Below are 20,003 nucleotides of genomic sequence, written 5' to 3' on the forward strand. Positions count from 1 at the left end.
GATCAGTCGAAGCTCTCGGCCAGCCGCCGCAACCGGGCGGTGTAGTCCGACCAGTCCTGATCGCCGAGGTCGGGCATGTTGGAGTGGGCCGTCGACATGCCGGCGGCCCCGTCGGTCAATTCGCGGACGATGTCCAGCTGTCCGGCGTGCCGTGCCTCCTCCGCAATCACGTGCACCAGCACCGTGTGCAGGGTGGTGTTTCGTCGCTCCGGCGGCCACCAGGGCACCAGACCGGGCGCATCAAGATCAAGAGCGTCGATGGTCGCATCGGCGTGCGCCCACGCCCGCCGGCCGAAATCTCGTACCCAATCGACTGTTTGATCTTCGGTCGCCCACATGTCGGAGTTGGGCTCGGCTTGCGGATCCATCCATGGCAACGGCTCGGCGAAAGGTCGGTCGAAGACAGCGCCGAGATACTCGACCTCGGTGCTGATCACGTGCTTCACCACGCCGAGCAGGTTGGTCCCGGTCGGCGTCAACGGCATCCGCAACTGCCGCTCGGACAACCCGTCCAGCTTCCACAGCAGGGCATCGCGCTGCCGCTGCAGGTAATACGCCAGCGTCTGCTTCTCGTCCATGTCAGCAACCTACCGGCGATGCCCGGAGCATCGCGCGCTTCTGCTTCCAAGCGATCGGCCCGGCTACCTCAGCACATAACAGGCGATCGCGCTCGCCGCGGCGACGTTGAGCGAGTCGACGCCCTCCTGCATGGGGACCTTCGCGACGACCTCGGCCCGCTCGATCCAGCTGCGGGACAGGCCGGCCCCCTCGGTGCCGAGCATGACCGCCACCTTCTGACCGGGTCGATCGGTCAGCATCGTACGAACCTGATCAAGATCAACAGCTTCGTCGGTCAACGCCAGCGCGACCGTGCAAAAACCATGATCGTTGAGCAGCGGGATCGCACGTCCCCAGTCATCGAATCGCGCCCAGGGCAACGAGAACACCGACCCCATGCTGACCTTGATCGACCGCCGATACAGCGGATCGGCCGAGCGCGGCGACAGCAGCGCGCCCCGCCAACCCAGCCCAGCGGCGTTGCGCAGGATGGCGCCGACGTTGGCGTGATCGACGATGTCTTCCAAGATCACCAGCCGGTCGTAGCCAAGCAGGTCTTCGACACCGTGCCGCAGCTGTCGATACAGCGAGGCCAGCGCGCCGCGATGGACGTGGAAGCCGGTGATCTCCTCGGCCAGTTGCTCGGTGACCAGGTAGACCGGTACGTCGTCATGATCAACCAGTACGTCGGACAACGAATCCAACCACCGCTCGGCCAGCAGGAACGACCGCGGCGGATAGCCCGCCGTGACCGCCCGTCGAATCACCTTCTCCCCTTCGGCGATGAAGAGGCCGCGTTCGGCCTCCAGATGCTTGCGCAGGTTGACGTCACGGAGCCGTACGTAGTCGTCCAGCCGACGGTCGGCCGGATCCGAAATCGGGATGATCATGAAATCTCAGTCCGTCGGCCGCTCGGCGTCGGCGTCGATGATCTTGGTCAACGTGTCCAGCAGCGCATCGCGGAGACGCCGGGAGCGTCCATGATCACCGCCGGCCAGCACACCGAGCTGAACCCCGTCGATCTCACCGCTGGCCGGCGTCCAGGCCGTCGCGCGATCCCGGTTGTCGCTGCGGACACAGAAGATCCGCGCTCGTTCCGCCACGCTCGACACCTGTTCGTTGCAGCCCGGATCGTCGGTGGCGGCCAGCACATACCAGGCGCCGTCCAGGTCGGCCGGTTGAAAGGTGCGCCGGCTCCAGGTCAGCCTGCCCTCCTCGGCTCTCCGCGCGATCACCGGCGTGGCCTCGGGTGCAATCACCTCGACGTCCGCGCCCGCATCCAGCAACCGGCCCAGCCGCCGTTCCGCCACTCGACCGGCCCCGACCACGACCACCCGGCGCCCGGCCAGCCGGAGCCCGGTCAGGTAGGGGGTCGGTTCACTCATGGGCACATCATCGCAGCCGCACGACGTCAGTCGTCGCGCCGGCGCTGCTCGAGTCGACCCCGGAGCTTCCGATTCTGGTCCTGCAGATCGAGCACCATCGCCACCCCGGCGAGGTTGAGCCCGGCGTCCATCAGCTCACTCACCCGACGCAGCCGGTCCACGTCGTCCTGGCTGTAGCGCCTGGTGCCGCCTTCGGTACGAGCCGGCCGGACCAGTCCTGCCCGCTCGTAGGCACGCAGATTCTGCGGCCCGGTGCCCGCCAACTCGGCCGCCACCGCGATACCGAAGACGGGACGATCCCGGGTTGGATCGGGCACGGTGATCACCTCGGGACCGGGACTTGAATCTTTCGGACGAACGCATTATATCTATGACTGCACCACAGATTTGGTGCAGCCTGCGCATCGATGTTTCTGGTTTCGTTCAACGGAGGTGAAGACAACGATGTTGATGCGTACCGATCCGTTCCGTGAGCTGGATCGCCTGACCCAACAGGTCCTGGGCACGAGCAGCCGCCCGGCCGTGATGCCGATGGACGCCTGGCGCGACGGGGACACCTTCCACGTCGAGTTCGATCTGCCGGGCATCGACACCGATTCCATCAGTCTCGATGTCGAGCGCAACGTGCTCACCATCCGGGCCGAACGCCCGATGGCCGAACCCACCGGCGAGCAGTTGGCCAGCGAACGCCCGCGCGGCGTGTTCAGCCGGCAACTGATCCTTGGCGACAATCTCGATCTCGAGCAGATCTCCGCCGGCTACAGCGAGGGTGTGCTGCGGCTGGAGATCCCGGTGGCCGAGCGAGCCAAGCCACGCAAGATCGAGATCAAGACCGACCGCCAGGAGGCCAAGGCGATCTCCTCCTGAGACCGAGGTGCCGGGCGAGAGACGTCAACTCGCCCGGCACCCTGCCGGGTCGACGCTCGGTGCCGCCATCCGCGTCTTGTTGGCGATGCCGTAGCGTGCCGGAAGGTCGACGGCGGCGGCGAGGAGAAGAACGTGACACAGACCCCGGTGGGATTGGGAAACCTGGATTGGCAGCCGGCTGCCGATGCTCCCGAGTTGGTCGCCGAACCGGTGTCCCGGGCGCTGGCCGAGGGCATCCTGGATACCGGGTCCGTGTTTGTCACCCGGATCGATCCGACCCTCGCCGACACCGCCGCCTTCTGCGATGCCTTCGACTCCCCGGCGGAGAATTCGGCCAACTGCGTGGTCGTCAGCGGCCGCCGGGGCGATCAGAGCACGACCGCCGCCTGTCTGGTGCTGGCCACCGACAAGGCCGACGTGAACAAGACCATCCGCAAGCATCTCGGCGTACGGAAGTTGAGTTTCGCACCGATGGACGACGCGGTGGCAGCGACCGGGATGGAGTACGGCGGCATCACCCCGGTCGGACTGCCGGCGGACTGGCCGATCCTGATCGACACCGCCGTCACCGAACGCGACTGGATCGTGATCGGCAGCGGCATCCGCGGCAGCAAGCTGGCGATCCCGGGCGCCCTGGCAGGCAAGCTCCCGGGCGCCGAGATCCTCGACCTGGCCATCTGACCCGGTCCACCCCACAGCCGCTATTGCTGCTGCGGCGGCGCGTACGGGTTCTGCTGCGTCTCGGCGGGTTGCTGCGGTGGCACCGCCTGCTGCTGCGGCGCGGGCTCCGGCTCGGCCGGCTGCGCCGGACGGGTATCACCAGGCGCCGGTTCGGCCGGGGCCGTATCCGTCGGCTCACCGCCACCGATGCCGAGCATCTCCTGCTGCCCCGGATTCAGCTTCGTCCGGCGCCGACCTCCGTCCCGCTCCAACTCCTGGGCGGCCGCGATCGCTTCCTGCACCCGCTTGTCTGCCTCCGCATCGTCCTTGACCTTCTGCTCGGCCAACTCGGCCTGAACGTCGATCTTCTCCGGCGCCTTGAACTCGCCGCTAATCTGCGTCGGGATGTTGGAATCGCTGCCGGTGCTGGCCTGCTGGCCGAACGCGCCGCCCAGTCCTTCCAGCGCCTTGCCGATCTCGGACGGAACCACCCAGACCTTGTTGGCGTCGCCGCGAGCGATCTGCGGCAGCATCTGCATGTACTGATAGGACAGCAGCGCCTGGTCCGGCTGACCGGCATGAATGGCGTTGAAGACCGTACTGATCGCCTGCGCCTCGCCTTCGGCCCGCAGCATCTGCGACTGCCGATCGGCCTGCGCCCTCAGCACCGCGGCCTCCCGCTCGCCCTGGGCCCGCAGGATCGCCGACTCCTTCTCGCCGCCGGCGGACAGGATCTGGGACTGCCGCTGACCTTCGGCCAGCAGGATCTGGGCCCGCTTGTCCCGCTCGGCCCGGGCACCCTTCTCCATCGCGTCCCGGATGGTCGGCGGCGGATCGATGGCGCGCAGCTCCACCCGGTTGACCTTGATCCCCCACTTGCCGGTGGCCTCGTCCAGCACCACCCGCAGCTTGCCGTTGATCTCCTCGCGGCTGGTCAGGGTCTGTTCAAGATCAAGTCCGCCGATGATGTTGCGCAGCGTGGTCATGGTCAGTTGCTCGATGGCGCGGATGTAGTCCTGTGCCTCGTACGCCGCCCGGACCGGATCGATCACCTGGAAGTAGATCACCGAGTCGATGCTCACCATCAGGTTGTCCTCGGTGATCACGCCCTGCGGCGGGAACGGGATGACCCGCTCGCGCATGTCCATGTTGTAGCGAATCCGATCCACGAACGGGACCATCAGGTGCGGCCCCGGGTTCATGGTGCGGTGGAACTTGCCCAGCCGTTCCAGAACGCCGACTCGCTGCTGTTGGATGATCCGAATCGAGGTACCGAGCACGATGATCAACAAGATCACGATGATGATCAACGCGATGATGCCGCCCATGGATCTTCCTCCTTCGTCAGTTGTGAAGTAGCACCTAGCTAGTGTCCTGTCAGGTTGATCCGCCGCGATATTCGGCGCTTGAAGCGGCGATCTGCGGCGTTGGCGAAGTGGTTACATGCGCCCGGCATGCGCCCAACTTCGCCGCCTTGCAGCTCACCACTTCAACCACCGACTATCTGCACCGGATCAACCTGACAGGACACTACGGACTGGAAAGTTCACCGTAACGGGGATACACGACGGCAATCGCGCCGTCGATCTCGTACACCTCGACCTCGGTGCCCTTCTCGATCACCGTGCCGGGGGTGTGCACGCGTGCGGTCCAGATCTGACCGTCGACCTTGATCTCTCCGCTGTCGCCGGTGATCTCGGCGGTCGCGACGCCGGCGCTGCCGACCATCTTGTCGGTGGACGAGCGATAGCCCGGCATCTGCTGCACCCGCCGCATCAGGGTCGGCCGCAGCGCAACCAGCATGCCGACCGAGATCCCGACGGCGACGGCGATCTGCAGCCACCACAGTCCGGGGGCGAAAACTGCGACCAGGGCGCCGCCGAGCGCACCGGCCGCGATCATGATCAACACCAGATCCAGGGAGAGGATCTCCGCGATGCCCAACAGCACGGCCAAGGTCAGCCAGAGCGCCCAGGGGTTGTCACCAAGCCAATCGGTAAGATTCATCGGCATCCAGAATCACCCCCTTGTGTGAATCACGTGGCCAGATCGTGTGGCCTGATCTTGCCGCCATCTTGCCAGACGGGTGGTTGAGCCGAGGCCGGGGTGCGCCGGCGGCGGCCGGCCGATCACGTCCGAACTGATCACCGGGCGGACTGATCACAACGCGCGGGCCGCGTACCGGCCGTCTTCGTGGCTCAGCCGCAGGCCGAGCTCGAACGTCTCGCTCAACGCGTCGGCGGTCAGGGTCTGCGACAGCGGCCCGGCGGCCACCAACTTGCCCTGCTTGAGCAGCATCGCGTGGGTGATCCCGGCCGGAATCTCCTCCACGTGATGGGTGACCAGAACCGTGGCCGGGGCGTACGGATCGCCGGTGATCTGCGACAGCGTACGAACCAGGGTCTCCCGGCCGGCAAGATCAAGTCCGGCTGCCGGCTCGTCCAGCAGCAGCAATTCCGGGTCGGTCATCAACGCACGCGCGATCTGCACCCGCTTCTTCTCCCCCTCGCTCAGGGTGCCGAAGGTGCGGTCGGCCAACTCGCTGATTCCCAACTGGGCCAGCAGTTCGGTGGCTCGATCATGATCAAGTTCGTCGTACGACTCACGCCAGCGGCCGATCACCGCGTAGCTGGCCGAGACCACCACGTCGTGCACCCGCTCACCGCGCGGCACCCGCTCGGCCAGCGCCGCCGAGGTCAGCCCGATCCGCGGTCGCAGGTCGAAGACGTCAACGGTGCCGAGCACCTCGCCGAGCAGGCCGGCCACTCCGGAGGTCGGGTGCAACTGCGCGGAGATCACCTGCAACAGGGTCGTCTTGCCCGCCCCGTTCGGACCGATGATCACCCACCGGTCGGATTCGTCGACGGACCAGTTGATCTTGTCGAGCAAGGTCGACCCGTCGCGGACGATGCTGACGTCGGCGAGATCGATTACGGCTGCCACGCCTAGAACCTACAAGACCGCACCGGCCCGGGGCGGCAGCAGGCTCAGCCGGATCGATGTCAGTCCTCGAAGGCGTATTCCAGGTCGAAGTGGTGGGTGCCGTCCGGATCGATCCGCAGCTCGCCGCTGCCGCTGATGCCGGCGAGTTCACCGGTGCCGCTGCCGGGCACGATCGCGAAGTGCTCGTCGAAGCGGTCCTGTCCGCTGGTCGAAGCGGCGTGTACGACGTTGAACGTGCCCGCGCGTCCGGCCAACTCTGCCTCGATCGCCTCCAGTGCGGCGTACGAGCCCGCGCCGGTCTGCTGATTGAGGGCACCGAGGAACCAGGTCACCGAACTTCCGGACAGCTGACCGGTGAACGTCTTGGTCATGTAGGAGAGCCCGGACGAGGCAGCCGTGATGATCATCGGCTGGTCGCCGATCGTCGAGGGTGACTCGGTCGGGGTGAAGTCGGACACGGTGAAGGTCGAGGTCGCACGCATGAACCGAACCTAACCAGGCACGGCCGGCCCGATCTTGGACAAAGCCGACAGCTGGTCGGTGACGTACCGTATTCGGGTGCAACTGCCCTCGGTACGACTCGCCAGCCACCTCAATGCCCTGATCGGTGGCCAGCTGAGCCCCGAGGTGGCGGCGCACGCGATCGCCGACACCGACGTCGCCCACCACGTGATCGATCGGGACCAGCGGCTCGGCCTGGACCCGCTGTCGGCCCACGAGCTGGAGTCGGTGCTGACCCAGTTGCGGCTGGCCGAACGCGACGGGTGGGTGCTGGCGCTGCCGATGCCGGGAGCCCTCGGTCCGTTGCGCGGGCCGCGGGAGCTGAACGAGGCCGCGTTGGAGGCCGGCGAGGCCGTGGTCGGCATCAGCGCCGGCGTCGGACTGGTGCCGCTGCAGGTCGGCCCGGCCGTGCAATGGCGGGTGTTCGCGGCCGAGCGCCCGTTCACCACGCTGACTCCGTACGACGCCGAGCGAGCACTCAACGAGGTAATTCTGGAGGCGGCCGGGACGCTGACCAGTCTCGAGGTCGCGGCCGGATCCCGGCCCAGGACCGACCGTGCGTTGCGGCTGGCCCCGGGCTACCCGGGCCGCCAACTCGCCACCGCGGAACGGGCCGGTCGGCTGTTGCAGGCTGCGGATCTGGCGTTGGCCGACGAGGGCGGCGCGATCTCCTCCTACGAGGCCGACCAACGGGCGCGGGTGCTCCGCCGGCTGCGCGCAGCCGCCAGTGATGCGCTGTGTGCCGCGGTCAGTTTTCCGCCGCGTCCCCAGTCGTCGGTGGGCTGACCGAACCGCCGAGCTCGGACGGCCCGACCCCAGGCTGGCCGACCCCGAGAAGTGCGCGGGTCAGCACCTCGCGGTCGGACAGCAGTTCGTCCAGGCAGCCGTGCAGGTCCGCGGCGGTGACACCGCGATTCTGCTCGATCGCCCGCAGCACGACTCGACGCATCAGTTCCTTGGCGAACGAGGCAGTCGTGCCGGCCGCCCGATCGGCCGCCGCGTCCAGCTCTCCGGAGTCGAGATCAAGACCGGCCCCGTACAGCCGGAACAACTGACGGCGCTCGGAATCGGCGGGCAGCGGCACCTCGACCGCAAGATCAACTCGCCCCGGTCGTTCGGCCAGCGCCCGCTCCAGCAGCTCGACCCGATTGGTGGTCATCACGAACGCAACGTCGGCATCGCCGTCCAACCCGTCCAACGCGTCCAGCACGGTGAACAACAGCGGCTGCGGACCGTAGCTGTCGCGATCGTGCGCAATCAGATCGACGTCCTCGAGGACCACAACCGCAGGTTGTAGCGCGCGGGCCAGCTCGGTCGCGTCACCGATCCGGGCGATAGCCGGTCCGGTCAACAGCACGACGGTGGCGTCGGTAGCCCGGCCGATCAGATGTCTTACGGTGTGGGTCTTTCCGGTTCCGGGCGGTCCGTACAGCAGGATGCCGCGCTTGAGATGTTGACCGGCTCGGGCCAACGCGACCCGATGATCACCGATACCGACGACATGATCAACAATCCGATCCAGCACCCCACTGGGCAAGATCACTTCCGCCGCGCTGACCTCCGGTCTGCTGATGAAGTGGGTGCCGGCCGCCTGGTCGCCGAAACGCGCCTCGGCGAAGCTGATCACCTGACCACGCAGCACGCTCAGCTCACGCATCTTCTGTCGGATCGCCGTCAGCAGAGCGCCGGTCACCTCGACCTCCGGCGACATCAACTCCAGCACGGCCTCCTCCTGGCCGAACTGCGGATTGGCGTTGCGTTGCAACACCGCAACCGGAGTGTCGTCGAAGCGGAACAGCCAGATCCCGTACGCCACCACCCGGCGCTGCCGATCCGGGCCGGCGGCGATCTCCACATAACTGGCCGGGCCGACATCGAAGCCGAAGAACGGATTGCTGACCAACTCCTGCAGGCTCTGATGATGGCGTTGCATGCCGCCGGTGCAGCCGATCAGCCGGCCGTCGGCGGCCAGGGTCGCCAGCGCGACGTCGGCGTCGACCAGCCGGTGGTTGGCGATCGGCTCGGTCACCGAGGACACCTTGCGGGCGTCGGATCCGAGATGATCACTCAGTGCTCGGCCGAGCGGCGTGATCTGCTCGCTGTCCGGCCACTCCCGATTGACCTTGTCCAGGAACTCCTTGAAAACAACGACAAAATCGCGCTGCTCGGCGTCCATACCGTCCCCCTTGACGTTGATCACCCGCGTCCCCGGCCACTGCCGGGACTGACTGCCGCCCAGTCAGGCGCCCATCTTCTGCATGCCGCCGTCGACGTGCACCATCTCGCCGGTCGTCTTGGGGAACCAGTCGCTCATCAGAGCGACCGCGGCCTTGGCGGCCGGCGTGATGTCCTTCGGATCCCAACCCAGCGGAGCCCGTTCTCCCCACAGGTTGTTGAACTGGTCCGAGCCCGGGATCGCCTTCTTGGCCAGGGTGTCCAGCGGTCCGGCGGAGACCAGATTCACCCGTACGCCCTCCGGGCCGAGGTAGCGGGCCAGGTAGCGGGAGGTCGACTCCAGCGCTGCCTTGGCGACGCCCATCCAGTCGTACACCGGCCAGGCGACGGTCGCGTCGAAGTCGAAGCCGACCACCGAGGCGGTCTCGCCGAACAACGGCTTGACCGCCATCGTCAGACTGCTCAGCGAGTACGCCGAGACCTGCAGTGCGGTGGACACGTCCGGCCAGGGAGTGGTCAGGAAGCCGCCGCCGAGAGCCGTCTCGGGGTTGGCGAAGGCGATGCAGTGGGCGACTCCGTCGATCCGATCGACATGTTCGCGCAGATTGCCTTCCAGCGCGGCCAGCTGATCATCGTTGCTGACGTCGACCTCCAGCAGCACCGGCTCGGGATCGAGCTTCTTGATCACCCGGCGGGTCAGGCTCATCGCCCGGCCGAAGTTGGAGACGATCACCGTCGCGCCCTCCTGCTGGGCGATCTTGGCGACGTGGAAACCGATCGAGGTGTCCAGTGTCACGCCGGCGACCAGGATGTTCTTGCCTTCGAGGATTCCCACTGCTGTGCTCCCTGCTTCGGTTCCGTAGCCGTTGTGATCACGGCTGCGGAAGTTGATCTTGTCGTTAGTTGATCTAGATCGATCAGAGTCGGGTATTGCTCAATGTCCCATGCCGAGGCCGCCGTCGACCGGGATCTGCGCCCCGGTGATATAGCCGGCGGCGTCGCCGGCGAGGAACTCCACAGCGGCGGTGACATCCTCGGTTGCGCCCAACCGGCCCAGCGGGATCTGCTTCTTGTAGCCGGCGACCAGGTCGTCGGCGAGCTCGGCGGTCATGTCGGTCTCGATGAAACCGGGGGCGATCACGTTGGCGGTGATGCCGCGGGAGCCGACCTCGCGGGCCAGCGAACGGGCCATGCCGAGCAGACCCGCCTTGGACGCGGCGTAGTTGACCTGTCCGGCCGAGCCGAGCAGACCGACCACCGAGGAGATGAAGATGATCCGGCCGAAGCGGCCGCGAATCATCGGCCGTACGGCCCGCTTGGCGACCCGGAAGGAACCGGTCAGGTTGGTGTCGATCACCTGCTGCCAATCCTCGTCCGTCATGCGCAACACCAGGGTGTCCTTGGTGATGCCGGCGTTGGCGACCAGGACCTCGACCGGGCCGTGTGCCTCCTCGATCTGGGTGAACGCCGCCTCGACCTGGCCGGCGTCGGTGATGTCGCATCGGACGCCGAGCACGCCGGCCGGGGCTTCACCGCTGCGCGACGTCGTCGCCACCCGGTGCCCGGCAGCGGCGAACCGTTCGGCGATCGCGCGGCCGATGCCGCGGCTGCCGCCGGTCACCAGCACACTGCGCGCCGTCGCGCCGCCGGTCGGGTCCGTCGAGTTGTCTTGGCTCTGGTCAGCGTCAGTCACGCCGGTCACCGTATCGGATCGGGCACCGGCTGTCCGGGCAGACTCCGCTGGCTGCGGCCAGGTCAGAACCGGCAAGTACAAGAATGCTGCACCAGTCGCCTCAGGACCCCCGGAAACGGGGAGTCGGACCCAACTGGCGCACCATTCTTGTGCTGGTGCCCGCTTGACTCTCGGTGAGTGGGTAACCGTGGGGCAGGACGACCATCGCCAATGCATCCGGGACGGGTGCGGACTAGGGTGAGAGACGTGGGAGCAGCGCACAGCGCGCGGCACGAGCACGCGAATCTGATCACCAACGCGCAGCCCGGAGCCAGCGAGGACTTGAAGTCACGGCAGATCCGGTACGGGCTGACGATGGCATTTCGTGTTGCCTGCTTCATCTCGATGATCTGGGTGCCCAGCCCGTACCGCTGGTTCCTGCTCGGCGCGGCGGTGGTGCTGCCGTACATCGCGGTCATCTTCGCCAACCAGGCCGATCAGCGTTCCGACCACAGCGACTTCGAGAAGGGCGCGGGCGAGCACCGCAGCATCGAGCGCGGGCCCCGGCGGCAGCTCGACTGGGCTGCCGATCCGGAGGAGGAACGCGAACGCCAGGAGGCCGAGGAACAGCGACGCCAGGCGCAGGCAGCAGGCGACGGCAGCGAACGGTGGACCGAAGCCGGGGCCGCCGAGCAGCCGGCCGCGGACCGGTTCCGCAGCGCCGAGCCGCACCCCTGGACGACGACCGGGCCGCCGGACGACGGATCCGAGCCGACCGATTCCGACGACGGGCCGACACCAAGGAACCATGACTGAATCCGCACGCCCGCCCCGCGAGCAGCTTGGGCCCGACGAACAGTCCGCCGGCCGGGACGAGCAGTTCGGGGCCGAGGAATTGATCTGCTCGGCGAAGGGATGCCAGCAGCCGGCCGGGTTCGATCTGCGCTGGAACAATCCGAAGATCCACACCGAGGACCGCCGCAAGCATTGGCTGGCCTGCCCGGAGCACAAGGACTCGCTGTCGAAGTTCCTCAGCGCCCGCGGCTTCCTGCGTGAGGTGGCCGAACTCCCCGTCCGATAGCGCAAAGTGATGGGGCGGCCAAGGCCCCGGTCCCCTGAAACCGGCCCCGACACCCAGCCGCAGCCGCACGCCCCGACACAGCCGCACCCGAAACCGGCCCCCGCTCCCGGAATATCGGATGCGGGAGCCGATTTTGCGCGCGGCTGTGTCGGGGTACGGCAATATCGGGTGCGGCTGCGCGCCGCGGACGTCTCGTTGGTGAAGAAGCGTTGCGTCAGCCGCCGATGGCCGACATCGGGCGGTCCGGCTGCAGGAAGCTCGGGTCGTCGATGCCGTGGCCGGGAAGCTTGATCGCGACTGCCGAAACCCACTGATCGGCGAGGGCGTCGTCGTCGGCACCGGCCCGCAGCGGCGTACGAAGGTCCTGCTCGGTTCGGGCGAACAGGCAGTTGCGCAGCTGGCCGTCGGCGGTCAGCCGTACCCGATCACAGGCACCGCAGAAGGGTTGGGAGACGGCGGCGATGATGCCGACCCGGTGCTCGGTCCCGTCGATCCGGAACAGCTCGGCCGGAGCACTTCCCCGCGCTCGCGCATCGTCCGGATCCTCGACCAGGTTGAACTCCCGACCGAGCTGCGCCCGAATCTCCTCGGCGGTGATCATGGTGTGCCGGTCCCAGCCGTGTTGCGCGTCCAACGGCATCTGCTCGATGAAGCGCAGCTGTACGCCCTCGTCGATCGCCCACCGCACCAGCGCCACCGCTTCATGATCATTGATGCCGCGCATCAGCACGGTGTTGATCTTGACCGGCTGCAGCCCGGCCTCGCGGGCGGCCGTCACCCCGGCCAGCACGTCGGCCAGCCGCCTCCGGCGGGCCAACTGCGCGAAGGTGTCGTCATCCAGCGTGTCCAACGAGATGTTGATCCGGTCGAGCCCGGCGTCGGCGAGCGCCCGAGCGCGCCGGGCCAGTCCGATCGCGTTGGTGGTCAACGCGATCTTGGGTCGATCCGGGAGCGCGGCGATCCGCTCGACCAGACCCTCCAGATTCTTGCGCAGCAAGGGTTCTCCGCCGGTGAGCCGGACGGTCCGGATGCCGAGCATCGAGGTGCCGATCCGGATCAGCCGGATCAGTTCGTCGTCGCTGAGCAACTCGTCCCGCGGCATCCAGTCCAGCCCTTCGGCAGGCATGCAGTAGGTGCAGCGAAGATTGCAGCGGTCGGTCAGCGAGACACGCAGATCGGTCGCCACCCGACCGTGCCGATCGGCGAGCACCCTGCGCCCGCGCGAATCGGTCACGGGTACGGCCGCTTCTCCGGCCGCAGCGGTGGAGGCGCCGCGGACCGTCGGGAAGCCGAGCAACACACTGCCCATGCGGCTGAGCCTACTCAGCTCTGCTTCGACGGCCGGCCCGACCGGCGGCCGATTCGGATCGGGCGCGGAACGTCTCACTACGCGATGCCGAGCGGGATCGGACTCACTCGACCCGAGCTGTCGGTTCCGGGGACGGAACCGGCGGCTTGCGGCTGCTCGCGGTGTAGGCGGCGAAGCCGAACGAGCCGGCCAGCGCGAGCACCCGCATCCACGGCTTGTTAAAGACGTTCTTGGTGGCCGCATCCAGCGACAGCGTGCCGGGGCCGCCGAGCGCGATCGCGCCGCTGACCAGGCCGATCACCGCCGGGAACTCGTAGCCGCCGTTGGTGGTGAAGAACCCGTTCGGGGCATGTACGGTGCCCGCGACCGCCATCGTGCCGGCCAGCGCGGCGCCGCCGGCGCCGGTGCCCAGACCGAGCGCCAGCGATGCGCCGCCGAGCGCCTCACCCAGACCGGCCATCTGCGCGGCCCGCCGCGGTTCGGGGAACCCCATCTGCTCGAACATCTGGGCGGTCCCGTCGATCCCGCCGCCTCCGAACGCGCCGTACAGCTTCTGCGCACCGTGCGCGACCATCGTGCCGCCGACCCCCAGCCGGATCGCCAGCAGCGCGAGATTGCCGAGCTTGCTCATCGTGGTTCCTCCTCGGTTGACACTCCAGCGCCCCATCATGCCCGCCGCCGTCGACGGCATGGTCACTGCCCCGTCGATCATCGGTCGGCGGGCGATTATCGGTCGGTCGGCGATCATCGGTGGTCCGAGGCGATCATCGGTAGGCGGCGGATTGGATCCGATACAGCTCGGCGTACGGGCCGGGTTGCCGCACCAGGTCGGCGTGCCGGCCGACCTGGGCCAGCCGGGACCCGTCCAGGACCACGATCAGGTCCGCCATCGCCACCGTGCTGAAACGATGCGAGACCAAGATCGTGATGCCGCCGTTGCGTCGGCTGCGGACGGCGTCGGCATACCGCTCGAACAACTCGTGCTCGGTCTCGGCGTCCAGTGCCGCCGTCGGCTCGTCCAAGATCAACATCAGCGGCTCGGTACGCATGAAACCCCTGGACAGCGCGACCTTCTGCCACTGGCCGAAGCTGAGCTCGGCGCCGCCGGGCCAGGTGTTGCCGAGCTGGGTGTCCAAGCCGTCCGGAAGCCGCTCCAGCACATCGCCGGCGCCGGCCCGGACGACCGCCGACTCGACGCTTTCATGATCATCCAGGTGCGGCAGATCGCCGACCCCGATCGAGGTCAGCGCCGGCAGCTCGAAGCGGTAGAAGTCCTGGAAGGCGCCGGCGATCCGGTCCCGCCACTGGTCGGTCCTGATCCGGGCCAGCGGTTGGTCATCGACGGTGATCGTGCCGCTGTCGGGTTCGTACATCTTGCTCAGCAGCTTGACCAGGGTCGACTTGCCGGCACCGTTCTCCCCCAGCACGGCGATCACCGAACCGGCCGGCAGCTCCAAGGTGACGTCGTCCAGCACCCGGCGATCCGTCCCCGGATAGCTGAAGCCGACCCGATCCAGTCGAATGCTCCGACGGATCCGGTCCGGCGCATCCAGATCCTGCTCAGCCAGCTGAGCGGCGGCGTACGTCTCCAGCCAGACCAGTCGCCGGGAGCCGTCCATCCAGGTGCCACGCAGGAAGCCGATCTCACCGGTCGCGGCACCGATGTAGGACGACAGCCGGGCGCCGGCGGCCAGGATCAACAACACCGTGCCGACCGGCGCCTGCAGGCCGAGCACGACGAAGGCAATGGCAGCCACGAAGCCGATCCCGAAGATCGCCCAGGAGAACGCGTAGCTGAAGGCGGTCCGCCAGCGCGCCCTGGCCACCGGCACATACCAACGCTCCCACTCCCGACGACGGCGGGCCGTCAACTGAGGACCGATCCCGGTCAGCCGCACCTCCTTGCCGGCGGCCGCGGTGGTGGCCAGGTTGAACAGGTGCTCGGCCCGCCGGCTGTGCTGGGCGACCTGCTCCTCGACCTGACGCTCGGCCACCGGACGTCGACTCGAGCTGACCACCGTCGGCAGGCCGAACAGCAGCAGCAAGATCAACACCGGCTGGATGCTGGCCAACAGCGCGAGGGTCACGACCAGCCGGATGATCCAGCCCAGGGTCGCCAGCACCGACATGTACATGTGATCCAGGACGAAGATCTGATTGCGGAGCACCGCGAGCCGGTCCAGGTACTCCTGCCGTTCATGAATCTCGATCCCGCTGACGCCCGCCTGCAACGACGCCACATGAGTCTCCAGGGCGATCGTCACCTTGTCCCGGAATCGTCGGGTGATCCGATCGCTGACCACCTTCAGCAACCAGGTACAGGTGACCGAGACCGCCATCGCCGACACCGCGAACCACACTGCCGAGGAGGAGTGATCCACCACTCCATCGGCCAGGATCTTCAACCACAGCGCCAGCAGCGCGTCCGGTAGTGCCGCCAGCACCGTGGCCACCACGGCGAAGATCAACAAGCCCGGCTCGTGCTGATAGCCCAGCCGACACAGCCGCCACATCGAGCTCAGCGCCGGCGGAAGATCATCGGGACGGTAGTGCCGCGGGTCACGCACACCGCGGTCAACCGAGGACATCGAAACTCATCCCCTCCTCGTCGACAGCCGCGCCGAACCGCTTGGCCTGCAGGTCGAACATCGTCCGGTAGCGACCGCCGCGCTCCATCAGCTCGTCGTGGCTGCCGACCTCGATCACCCGTCCGTGCTCCAGCACGCAGATCCGATCGACATGCCGCACGGTGGAGAACCGATGCGAGATCAGCACCGTGGTCGCCTGTCTCGTCGCGGCCAGCACCCGATCGAAGATGATCGCCTCGCCGCGCACGTCCAACTGCGCGGTCGGCTCGTCCAGCAGCACCAACCCGGCTCCGCGACCGACCGCGTACAACGCTCGGGCCAGCGCGATCCGTTGCCACTGTCCGCCGGATAGATCGGTGCCGTCTCGATAGCCCTTGGCCAGTACGGTGTCCAACTCGGCGAACCGGTCGGCTCCGGAGGCGCGCAGTGCGGCCAGGATGTCCTCGTCGTCGGCATCAGACCGGCCGGGCGCGACGTTCTCCCGCAGCGGCAACTCGAACCGGACGAAGTCCTGGAAGACGGCGGTGACCCGACGCCGCCAGTCCTCGGGCGGCTGCGCCCGCAGATCCACGCCGTCTGACTCCACCGCACCGCCGGTGGGGTCGTAGAAACGGCAGAGCAGCTTGGCCAAGGTCGTCTTGCCGGCGCCGTTCTGGCCGACGATCGCCATCGATGAACCGGCCGGAATCGTCAGGTCCAGACCGGAGAAGATCTCCCGCTCAGTGCGGGGGTAACTGAAGTGCAGGTCCCGCAGGGTTATCTCGGGTGGGCCGAGGTCAGCCGTGTGCGAGGAGGATTGGGCGGGTGGGATCATGTGCCCGGGTTGCGAGGGCGGTCCTTCGGCAGGCTCAGGACCCTGGGGTTGGCTTGGCGGTCCTTCGACAGGCTCAGGACTCTGGGGTGAGTCGGTGGCAAGGGATCCGGCGGGGGCCATCGCAGTGGCCAACCGGAGGACGGCGGCGACCGGGGCGGAGGCACCGTCCATCACCCAGTTCAGGCCGCCGAAGGCGATCAGGCTGACGCCGATGGCGACCTGGACGAAGGTGACGGTCCGGTCCAGGCCGAGCCGACCCGAGATCGCGGCGGCACCGAGCATCCCGAAGACGAGCACGTTTCCGGCGGCCACCACCAGCAACGCGAGCAGCACCGAACGCTCCCGCAGCCTGGTGGCCCGATATTGCAGCTCGAACAGTCTGCGACGACGTGTGATGAACCGATCAACGGTCCAGCCGGCCAGGCCGAACAGCCGCAATTCCTTGGCAGGCAAGGGATCGGTGGCCAGCCGATAGGCGTAGTCGGCATGCCGCTGGGCCTCCTGCACCTCCGGCGTCCGCCGGTCCCGCCACACCCCGCTCTCCCGCAGCAGCCAGTGCGTGGAACCCCAGCACAGGATCAGCACCAGCGGCGCCCACCAGGCGAAACCGGCCAGCACCACCGCTGAGGCCAGCCCGCTGACGATGCCGAGCAGACCGCCGGCCAGGAAGTCCACGTTGAGGAACATCGGCGGGCCCGTCTGACCTCGATCGAACTCTCGGGCCACGGTCAGGTCCTCGGCCAATTGAGGATCCTCCAGATGGGCCATCCCGGGCGGTTCGATGCAGGCACGGACCAGGGTGTCGTTCAACCAGGCGGACACCTTGCTGCCCAGATTCAGGCTGACCGCCTGTTGCACCGGCGGCAGCACCTGCATCAGCACGAACACCAATCCGGTGAACGCCAGTGCCCAGCCGACGGCCCCGACACCGCCGGGTTGCCGACTCGCCTCCACCTGGCCGATCAGCACACCCATCGCCACCGAGAAGACGGCCGGCAGGATGCCGGTCAGGATCAGCAGCGACCACCAGACGACAGCCAATGCCGGATCCGCCCGCGGCAGCACGGCGAAGAATTTCCACTCCGCGCGATCCGTCAGCCGATTGACCATGAGCCGACTCTGACATCAACCACTGACAGCGGACCAGGATCAGCCGGCGGAGTCGCGATCCGGCGTCCGAATCATCCGAGGTTCGCCCGACGACAGGTTGATCCGGTCGGGGTGGGTGTAGACGTTCATCGACTCGCCTCGCACGAAGCCGACCAGCGTCAGCCCGGCCCGTTGCGCCAGGTCGACGGCCAACGAGCTCGGCGCCGAAACCGCAACCAGGGCAGGAATTCCCGCCAGCGCAGCCTTCTGCGTCAGCTCGTAGGAAGCCCGACCCGACACCACCAGCATCGCCTCGGCCAGCGGCAGCCGCCGCTCTCGCAGGGCCCAGCCGAGCACCTTGTCCACAGCGTTGTGCCGGCCGACGTCCTCGCGTACACACAACATCCGGCCGTCCAGCCCGAGCAGCCCGGCGGCATGCACCCCGCCGGTCCCGGCGAAGGTGCGCTGCTGCTCCAGCAGCAGCCGCGGCGCGTCCAAGATCAACTCCGCCGGCAACGCCACGTCCGAGCAAATCGGCGCGGAGTTCGACGCGGCCCCAGGCTCGACGATCCGGTCCATGATCTGATCGATCGACACGCTGCCGCAGATGCCGCAGGCGCTGCTGGTGAGCACGTTGCGCCGCAGTCCCGGAGCCGGCATGCCCACGCCGGGTGCCAGCGCCACGTCGATCACGTTGTAGGTGTTCAGCCCGTCCGGGCCGGCTCCATCGCAGTAGCGGGCGGTCCGGATCTCCTCGGCCGCGCCGATGATGCCCTCGCTGAAGCAGTAGCCGTTGACCAGGTCGATGTCCTCGCCCGGTGTGCGCATGGTGACCGCGAACGGCTCGCCGCCGATCCTGATCTCCAGGGGCTCCTCGACGGCCAGCCGATCACTGCGCGGGGACCACCCCTGCCCGGTCAGACGCCGTACCAGGTGCTGGCGGGTAACACGTGCCATGCCATCATCCTTACCGGCGGATCGATCGGAGTAAACGAACGGGTGACGAGAGCAAACGAACTTCTCTGACGTACGGGGCCGACGCTACTGGGTTAGGACCACGATGGAACTGGACGAATGGTTGGGCAAGCTCGCCGACGAACTGGAGATCGACGACGTCACGCTGGACACCGACTCGTTGCACACACTGCTCGACCTGGCACGGGACGCGGCCCATCAGGTGGACCGCCCGGCCGCACCCCTGACCTGTTTCCTGGTCGGCGTCGCCGTCGGCCGGGGCGCGAGCCTCGGGGCCACCGCGGCCACCGCCACCTCGCTGGCGCTCAGCAGCGAGTGACTGCTCCGTCCGAGGCAAGTCCGACAGCGTGTAGGAGTTAGGCTCTGGTGGTGTCCCAGCAGGCAACCAGACCGGAGCAGCCGCGATCGACGGCGGCGTCCGGCTCGGGCGGTCAACGACCCCCCGGTCAGCGGCCGAGTCAGGGTCGGGGCCCGGGACAGAGCGGGCGGGCCGGCCAGCGCAAGCGACCGACCGCGCTCAAGCCGGAGCCCAAACATCCGCTCTGGGTGCGTTGGCTGGCGCTCGTCCTGTTCGTCGCCGTGCTCGGGGTTGCCTTCGTCAACCTGGGCGAATGGCAGCTGCGCAGGCTGCACGAGCGGCGGGACAACAATCAGATCGTTCGAGCCAACGAGGCCGCACCGGTCGCCGACTTCGACCAGCTCTTCAGTCAGCCGATCACCGATCAGCAGGAGTGGCGACGGGTGCGGGTCACCGGCACCTTCGACACCGGCAAGCAGTACGTGATCCGCTATCGCGACAACGGCGACGACTCCGGCTACGAGGTGGTCACCCCGTTGCACACCAGCAGCGGCAAATCGGTACTGATCGATCGCGGCTTCGCAGCCGTAGCCGGCGGCGAGCAGATTCCCGCGAAGGCTCCGCCGCCGCCGACCGGCACCGTCACCATCGAGGGCCGGGCCCGCGCCAGCGAGACCGGACGCGACAGCGCCACCGTCCCGGTCGACGGCAGCGCGCGGCTGATCAACTCCGACAAGATCCGCGCCGACCTCGGCTACCCGATCGTCGACGGCTACATCGACGTGCTGACCATGCAGCCGAAGGACACCGAGACCTTCGATCAGATCGTGTTGCCGGAGCTGAGTGACGGGCCGCATTTCTGGTACGCCGTCCAATGGTTCATGTTCACCGGGATCGGCGTGCTCGGCATCGTCGTCTTCATCCGCGGTGATCTTCGAGACCGGCGCGAACGTCAGTTGGCCGCCCAGCGCAAGCAGGCAGCGCCGACGTCACCCGCCGAGCAGCCGGCCCAGGGCGAGCAGGCGGCCCAGGGCGAGCAGGCGGCCCAGGGCGAGCAGGCGGCCAACCAGTCGAAGTGACAAGATCGG

Annotated in this window: 23 protein-coding genes; 7 read left to right on the forward strand and 16 right to left on the reverse strand. The window is 67.8% G+C overall.

From position 1 onward, the window contains the following. Window positions 1-2: 2 nt before the first annotated feature. The 4 genes from FOE78_RS17350 to FOE78_RS17365 all read right to left on the reverse strand — a co-directional run bounded on the left by FOE78_RS17350 (window position 3) and on the right by FOE78_RS17365 (window position 2,260). Window positions 3-578: a DinB family protein gene (locus FOE78_RS17350; protein WP_143987408.1), complete on the reverse strand. Its 576-nt coding sequence runs from the start codon at window positions 576-578 to the stop codon at window positions 3-5. 63 nt (window positions 579-641) lie between these two features. Next, window positions 642-1,448, reverse strand: a complete 807-nt coding sequence (locus FOE78_RS17355) for a TrmH family RNA methyltransferase (protein WP_143987409.1) — start codon at window positions 1,446-1,448, stop codon at window positions 642-644. Between the two features lie 6 nt (window positions 1,449-1,454). After that, the gene (locus FOE78_RS17360) at window positions 1,455-1,943 is read right to left on the reverse strand and encodes a precorrin-2 dehydrogenase/sirohydrochlorin ferrochelatase family protein (RefSeq protein WP_143987410.1); all 489 of its coding nucleotides are present in this window, start codon (window positions 1,941-1,943) and stop codon (window positions 1,455-1,457) included. Between the two features lie 26 nt (window positions 1,944-1,969). Continuing rightward, the gene (locus tag FOE78_RS17365; protein WP_210414644.1) at window positions 1,970-2,260 is read right to left on the reverse strand and encodes a MerR family transcriptional regulator; all 291 of its coding nucleotides are present in this window, start codon (window positions 2,258-2,260) and stop codon (window positions 1,970-1,972) included. 1 nt (window position 2,261) lies between these two features. Between FOE78_RS17365 and FOE78_RS17370 the strand changes: the two genes are divergently transcribed. Together FOE78_RS17370 and FOE78_RS17375 are read left to right on the forward strand one after the other, a co-directional pair. After that, window positions 2,262-2,810: an Hsp20/alpha crystallin family protein gene (locus FOE78_RS17370; RefSeq protein WP_323125696.1), complete on the forward strand. Its 549-nt coding sequence runs from the start codon at window positions 2,262-2,264 to the stop codon at window positions 2,808-2,810. Between the two features lie 132 nt (window positions 2,811-2,942). Continuing rightward, a complete protein-coding gene (locus FOE78_RS17375; protein ID WP_228265871.1) occupies window positions 2,943-3,491 on the forward strand; it encodes a YbaK/EbsC family protein in 549 nt (182 codons plus the stop codon). A gap of 20 nt (window positions 3,492-3,511) precedes the next feature. Here FOE78_RS17375 and FOE78_RS17380 read toward each other — a convergent pair whose 3' ends face one another. The 4 genes from FOE78_RS17380 to FOE78_RS17395 all read right to left on the reverse strand — a co-directional run bounded on the left by FOE78_RS17380 (window position 3,512) and on the right by FOE78_RS17395 (window position 6,895). Beyond that, window positions 3,512-4,798: an SPFH domain-containing protein gene (locus FOE78_RS17380; protein WP_143987411.1), complete on the reverse strand. Its 1,287-nt coding sequence runs from the start codon at window positions 4,796-4,798 to the stop codon at window positions 3,512-3,514. Between the two features lie 202 nt (window positions 4,799-5,000). Beyond that, window positions 5,001-5,483, reverse strand: coding sequence for an NfeD family protein (locus FOE78_RS17385; protein ID WP_210414645.1), 483 nt, complete (start codon window positions 5,481-5,483; stop codon window positions 5,001-5,003). Window positions 5,484-5,630: 147 nt separating this feature from the next. Then, entirely contained in the window at window positions 5,631-6,413 is a 783-nt protein-coding gene (locus FOE78_RS17390) for an ABC transporter ATP-binding protein (protein ID WP_143987412.1), read from the reverse strand. 59 nt (window positions 6,414-6,472) lie between these two features. After that, the gene (locus FOE78_RS17395; protein ID WP_143987413.1) at window positions 6,473-6,895 is read right to left on the reverse strand and encodes a DUF3224 domain-containing protein; all 423 of its coding nucleotides are present in this window, start codon (window positions 6,893-6,895) and stop codon (window positions 6,473-6,475) included. 58 nt (window positions 6,896-6,953) lie between these two features. On the opposite strand from FOE78_RS17395, the gene FOE78_RS17400 reads away from it, so the two are divergent. Beyond that, on the forward strand, window positions 6,954-7,700 hold the full coding sequence (locus FOE78_RS17400) for a hypothetical protein (protein ID WP_143987414.1): 747 nt from the start codon (window positions 6,954-6,956) through the stop codon (window positions 7,698-7,700). Here FOE78_RS17400 and FOE78_RS17405 read toward each other — a convergent pair. From FOE78_RS17405 to fabG, 3 genes are all read right to left on the reverse strand, one after another. Beyond that, the gene (locus FOE78_RS17405) at window positions 7,663-9,114 is read right to left on the reverse strand and encodes an AAA family ATPase (protein WP_210414646.1); all 1,452 of its coding nucleotides are present in this window, start codon (window positions 9,112-9,114) and stop codon (window positions 7,663-7,665) included. The two genes, FOE78_RS17400 and FOE78_RS17405, sit on opposite strands and share 38 nt — an antisense overlap. 39 nt (window positions 9,115-9,153) lie before the next feature. After that, the gene (gene fabI, locus FOE78_RS17410; protein WP_143987415.1) at window positions 9,154-9,924 is read right to left on the reverse strand and encodes an enoyl-ACP reductase FabI; all 771 of its coding nucleotides are present in this window, start codon (window positions 9,922-9,924) and stop codon (window positions 9,154-9,156) included. Between the two features lie 99 nt (window positions 9,925-10,023). Then, window positions 10,024-10,782, reverse strand: a complete 759-nt coding sequence (gene fabG, locus FOE78_RS17415; protein WP_407662593.1) for a 3-oxoacyl-[acyl-carrier-protein] reductase — start codon at window positions 10,780-10,782, stop codon at window positions 10,024-10,026. A 246-nt stretch (window positions 10,783-11,028) separates the two neighbouring features. Between fabG and FOE78_RS17420 the strand changes: the two genes are divergently transcribed. Continuing rightward, window positions 11,029-11,577: a DUF3099 domain-containing protein gene (locus FOE78_RS17420; RefSeq protein WP_168207565.1), complete on the forward strand. Its 549-nt coding sequence runs from the start codon at window positions 11,029-11,031 to the stop codon at window positions 11,575-11,577. Next, window positions 11,570-11,842 (forward strand): acetone carboxylase, encoded by a 273-nt coding sequence (locus FOE78_RS17425; RefSeq protein WP_323125697.1) that lies wholly within the window; start codon window positions 11,570-11,572, stop codon window positions 11,840-11,842. The genes FOE78_RS17420 and FOE78_RS17425 overlap by 8 nt, the downstream gene beginning before the upstream one ends. 214 nt (window positions 11,843-12,056) lie before the next feature. Here FOE78_RS17425 and moaA read toward each other — a convergent pair whose 3' ends face one another. The 5 genes from moaA to fdhD form a co-directional block, all read right to left on the reverse strand. Continuing rightward, window positions 12,057-13,151, reverse strand: coding sequence for a GTP 3',8-cyclase MoaA (gene moaA / locus FOE78_RS17430; RefSeq protein ID WP_143987418.1), 1,095 nt, complete (start codon window positions 13,149-13,151; stop codon window positions 12,057-12,059). 103 nt (window positions 13,152-13,254) lie between these two features. After that, window positions 13,255-13,782: a DoxX family protein gene (locus tag FOE78_RS17435; RefSeq protein ID WP_143987419.1), complete on the reverse strand. Its 528-nt coding sequence runs from the start codon at window positions 13,780-13,782 to the stop codon at window positions 13,255-13,257. 133 nt (window positions 13,783-13,915) lie between these two features. Further along, a complete protein-coding gene (locus tag FOE78_RS17440) occupies window positions 13,916-15,739 on the reverse strand; it encodes an ABC transporter ATP-binding protein (protein WP_143987420.1) in 1,824 nt (607 codons plus the stop codon). Then, window positions 15,726-17,663: an ABC transporter ATP-binding protein gene (locus tag FOE78_RS17445; RefSeq protein WP_143987421.1), complete on the reverse strand. Its 1,938-nt coding sequence runs from the start codon at window positions 17,661-17,663 to the stop codon at window positions 15,726-15,728. Before FOE78_RS17445 ends, FOE78_RS17440 begins: the two co-directional genes overlap by 14 nt. A gap of 39 nt (window positions 17,664-17,702) precedes the next feature. Beyond that, window positions 17,703-18,599, reverse strand: coding sequence for a formate dehydrogenase accessory sulfurtransferase FdhD (fdhD, locus tag FOE78_RS17450; RefSeq protein ID WP_143987422.1), 897 nt, complete (start codon window positions 18,597-18,599; stop codon window positions 17,703-17,705). Window positions 18,600-18,702: 103 nt separating this feature from the next. On the opposite strand from fdhD, the gene FOE78_RS17455 reads away from it, so the two are divergent. After that, window positions 18,703-18,936: a DUF6457 domain-containing protein gene (locus tag FOE78_RS17455; RefSeq protein ID WP_143987423.1), complete on the forward strand. Its 234-nt coding sequence runs from the start codon at window positions 18,703-18,705 to the stop codon at window positions 18,934-18,936. Window positions 18,937-18,986: 50 nt separating this feature from the next. After that, entirely contained in the window at window positions 18,987-19,994 is a 1,008-nt protein-coding gene (locus FOE78_RS17460) for an SURF1 family cytochrome oxidase biogenesis protein (protein ID WP_168207566.1), read from the forward strand. Window positions 19,995-20,003 lie beyond the last annotated feature (9 nt).

This window comes from Microlunatus elymi (assembly GCF_007362775.1).
Lineage (GTDB): Bacteria > Actinomycetota > Actinomycetes > Propionibacteriales > Propionibacteriaceae > Microlunatus > Microlunatus elymi.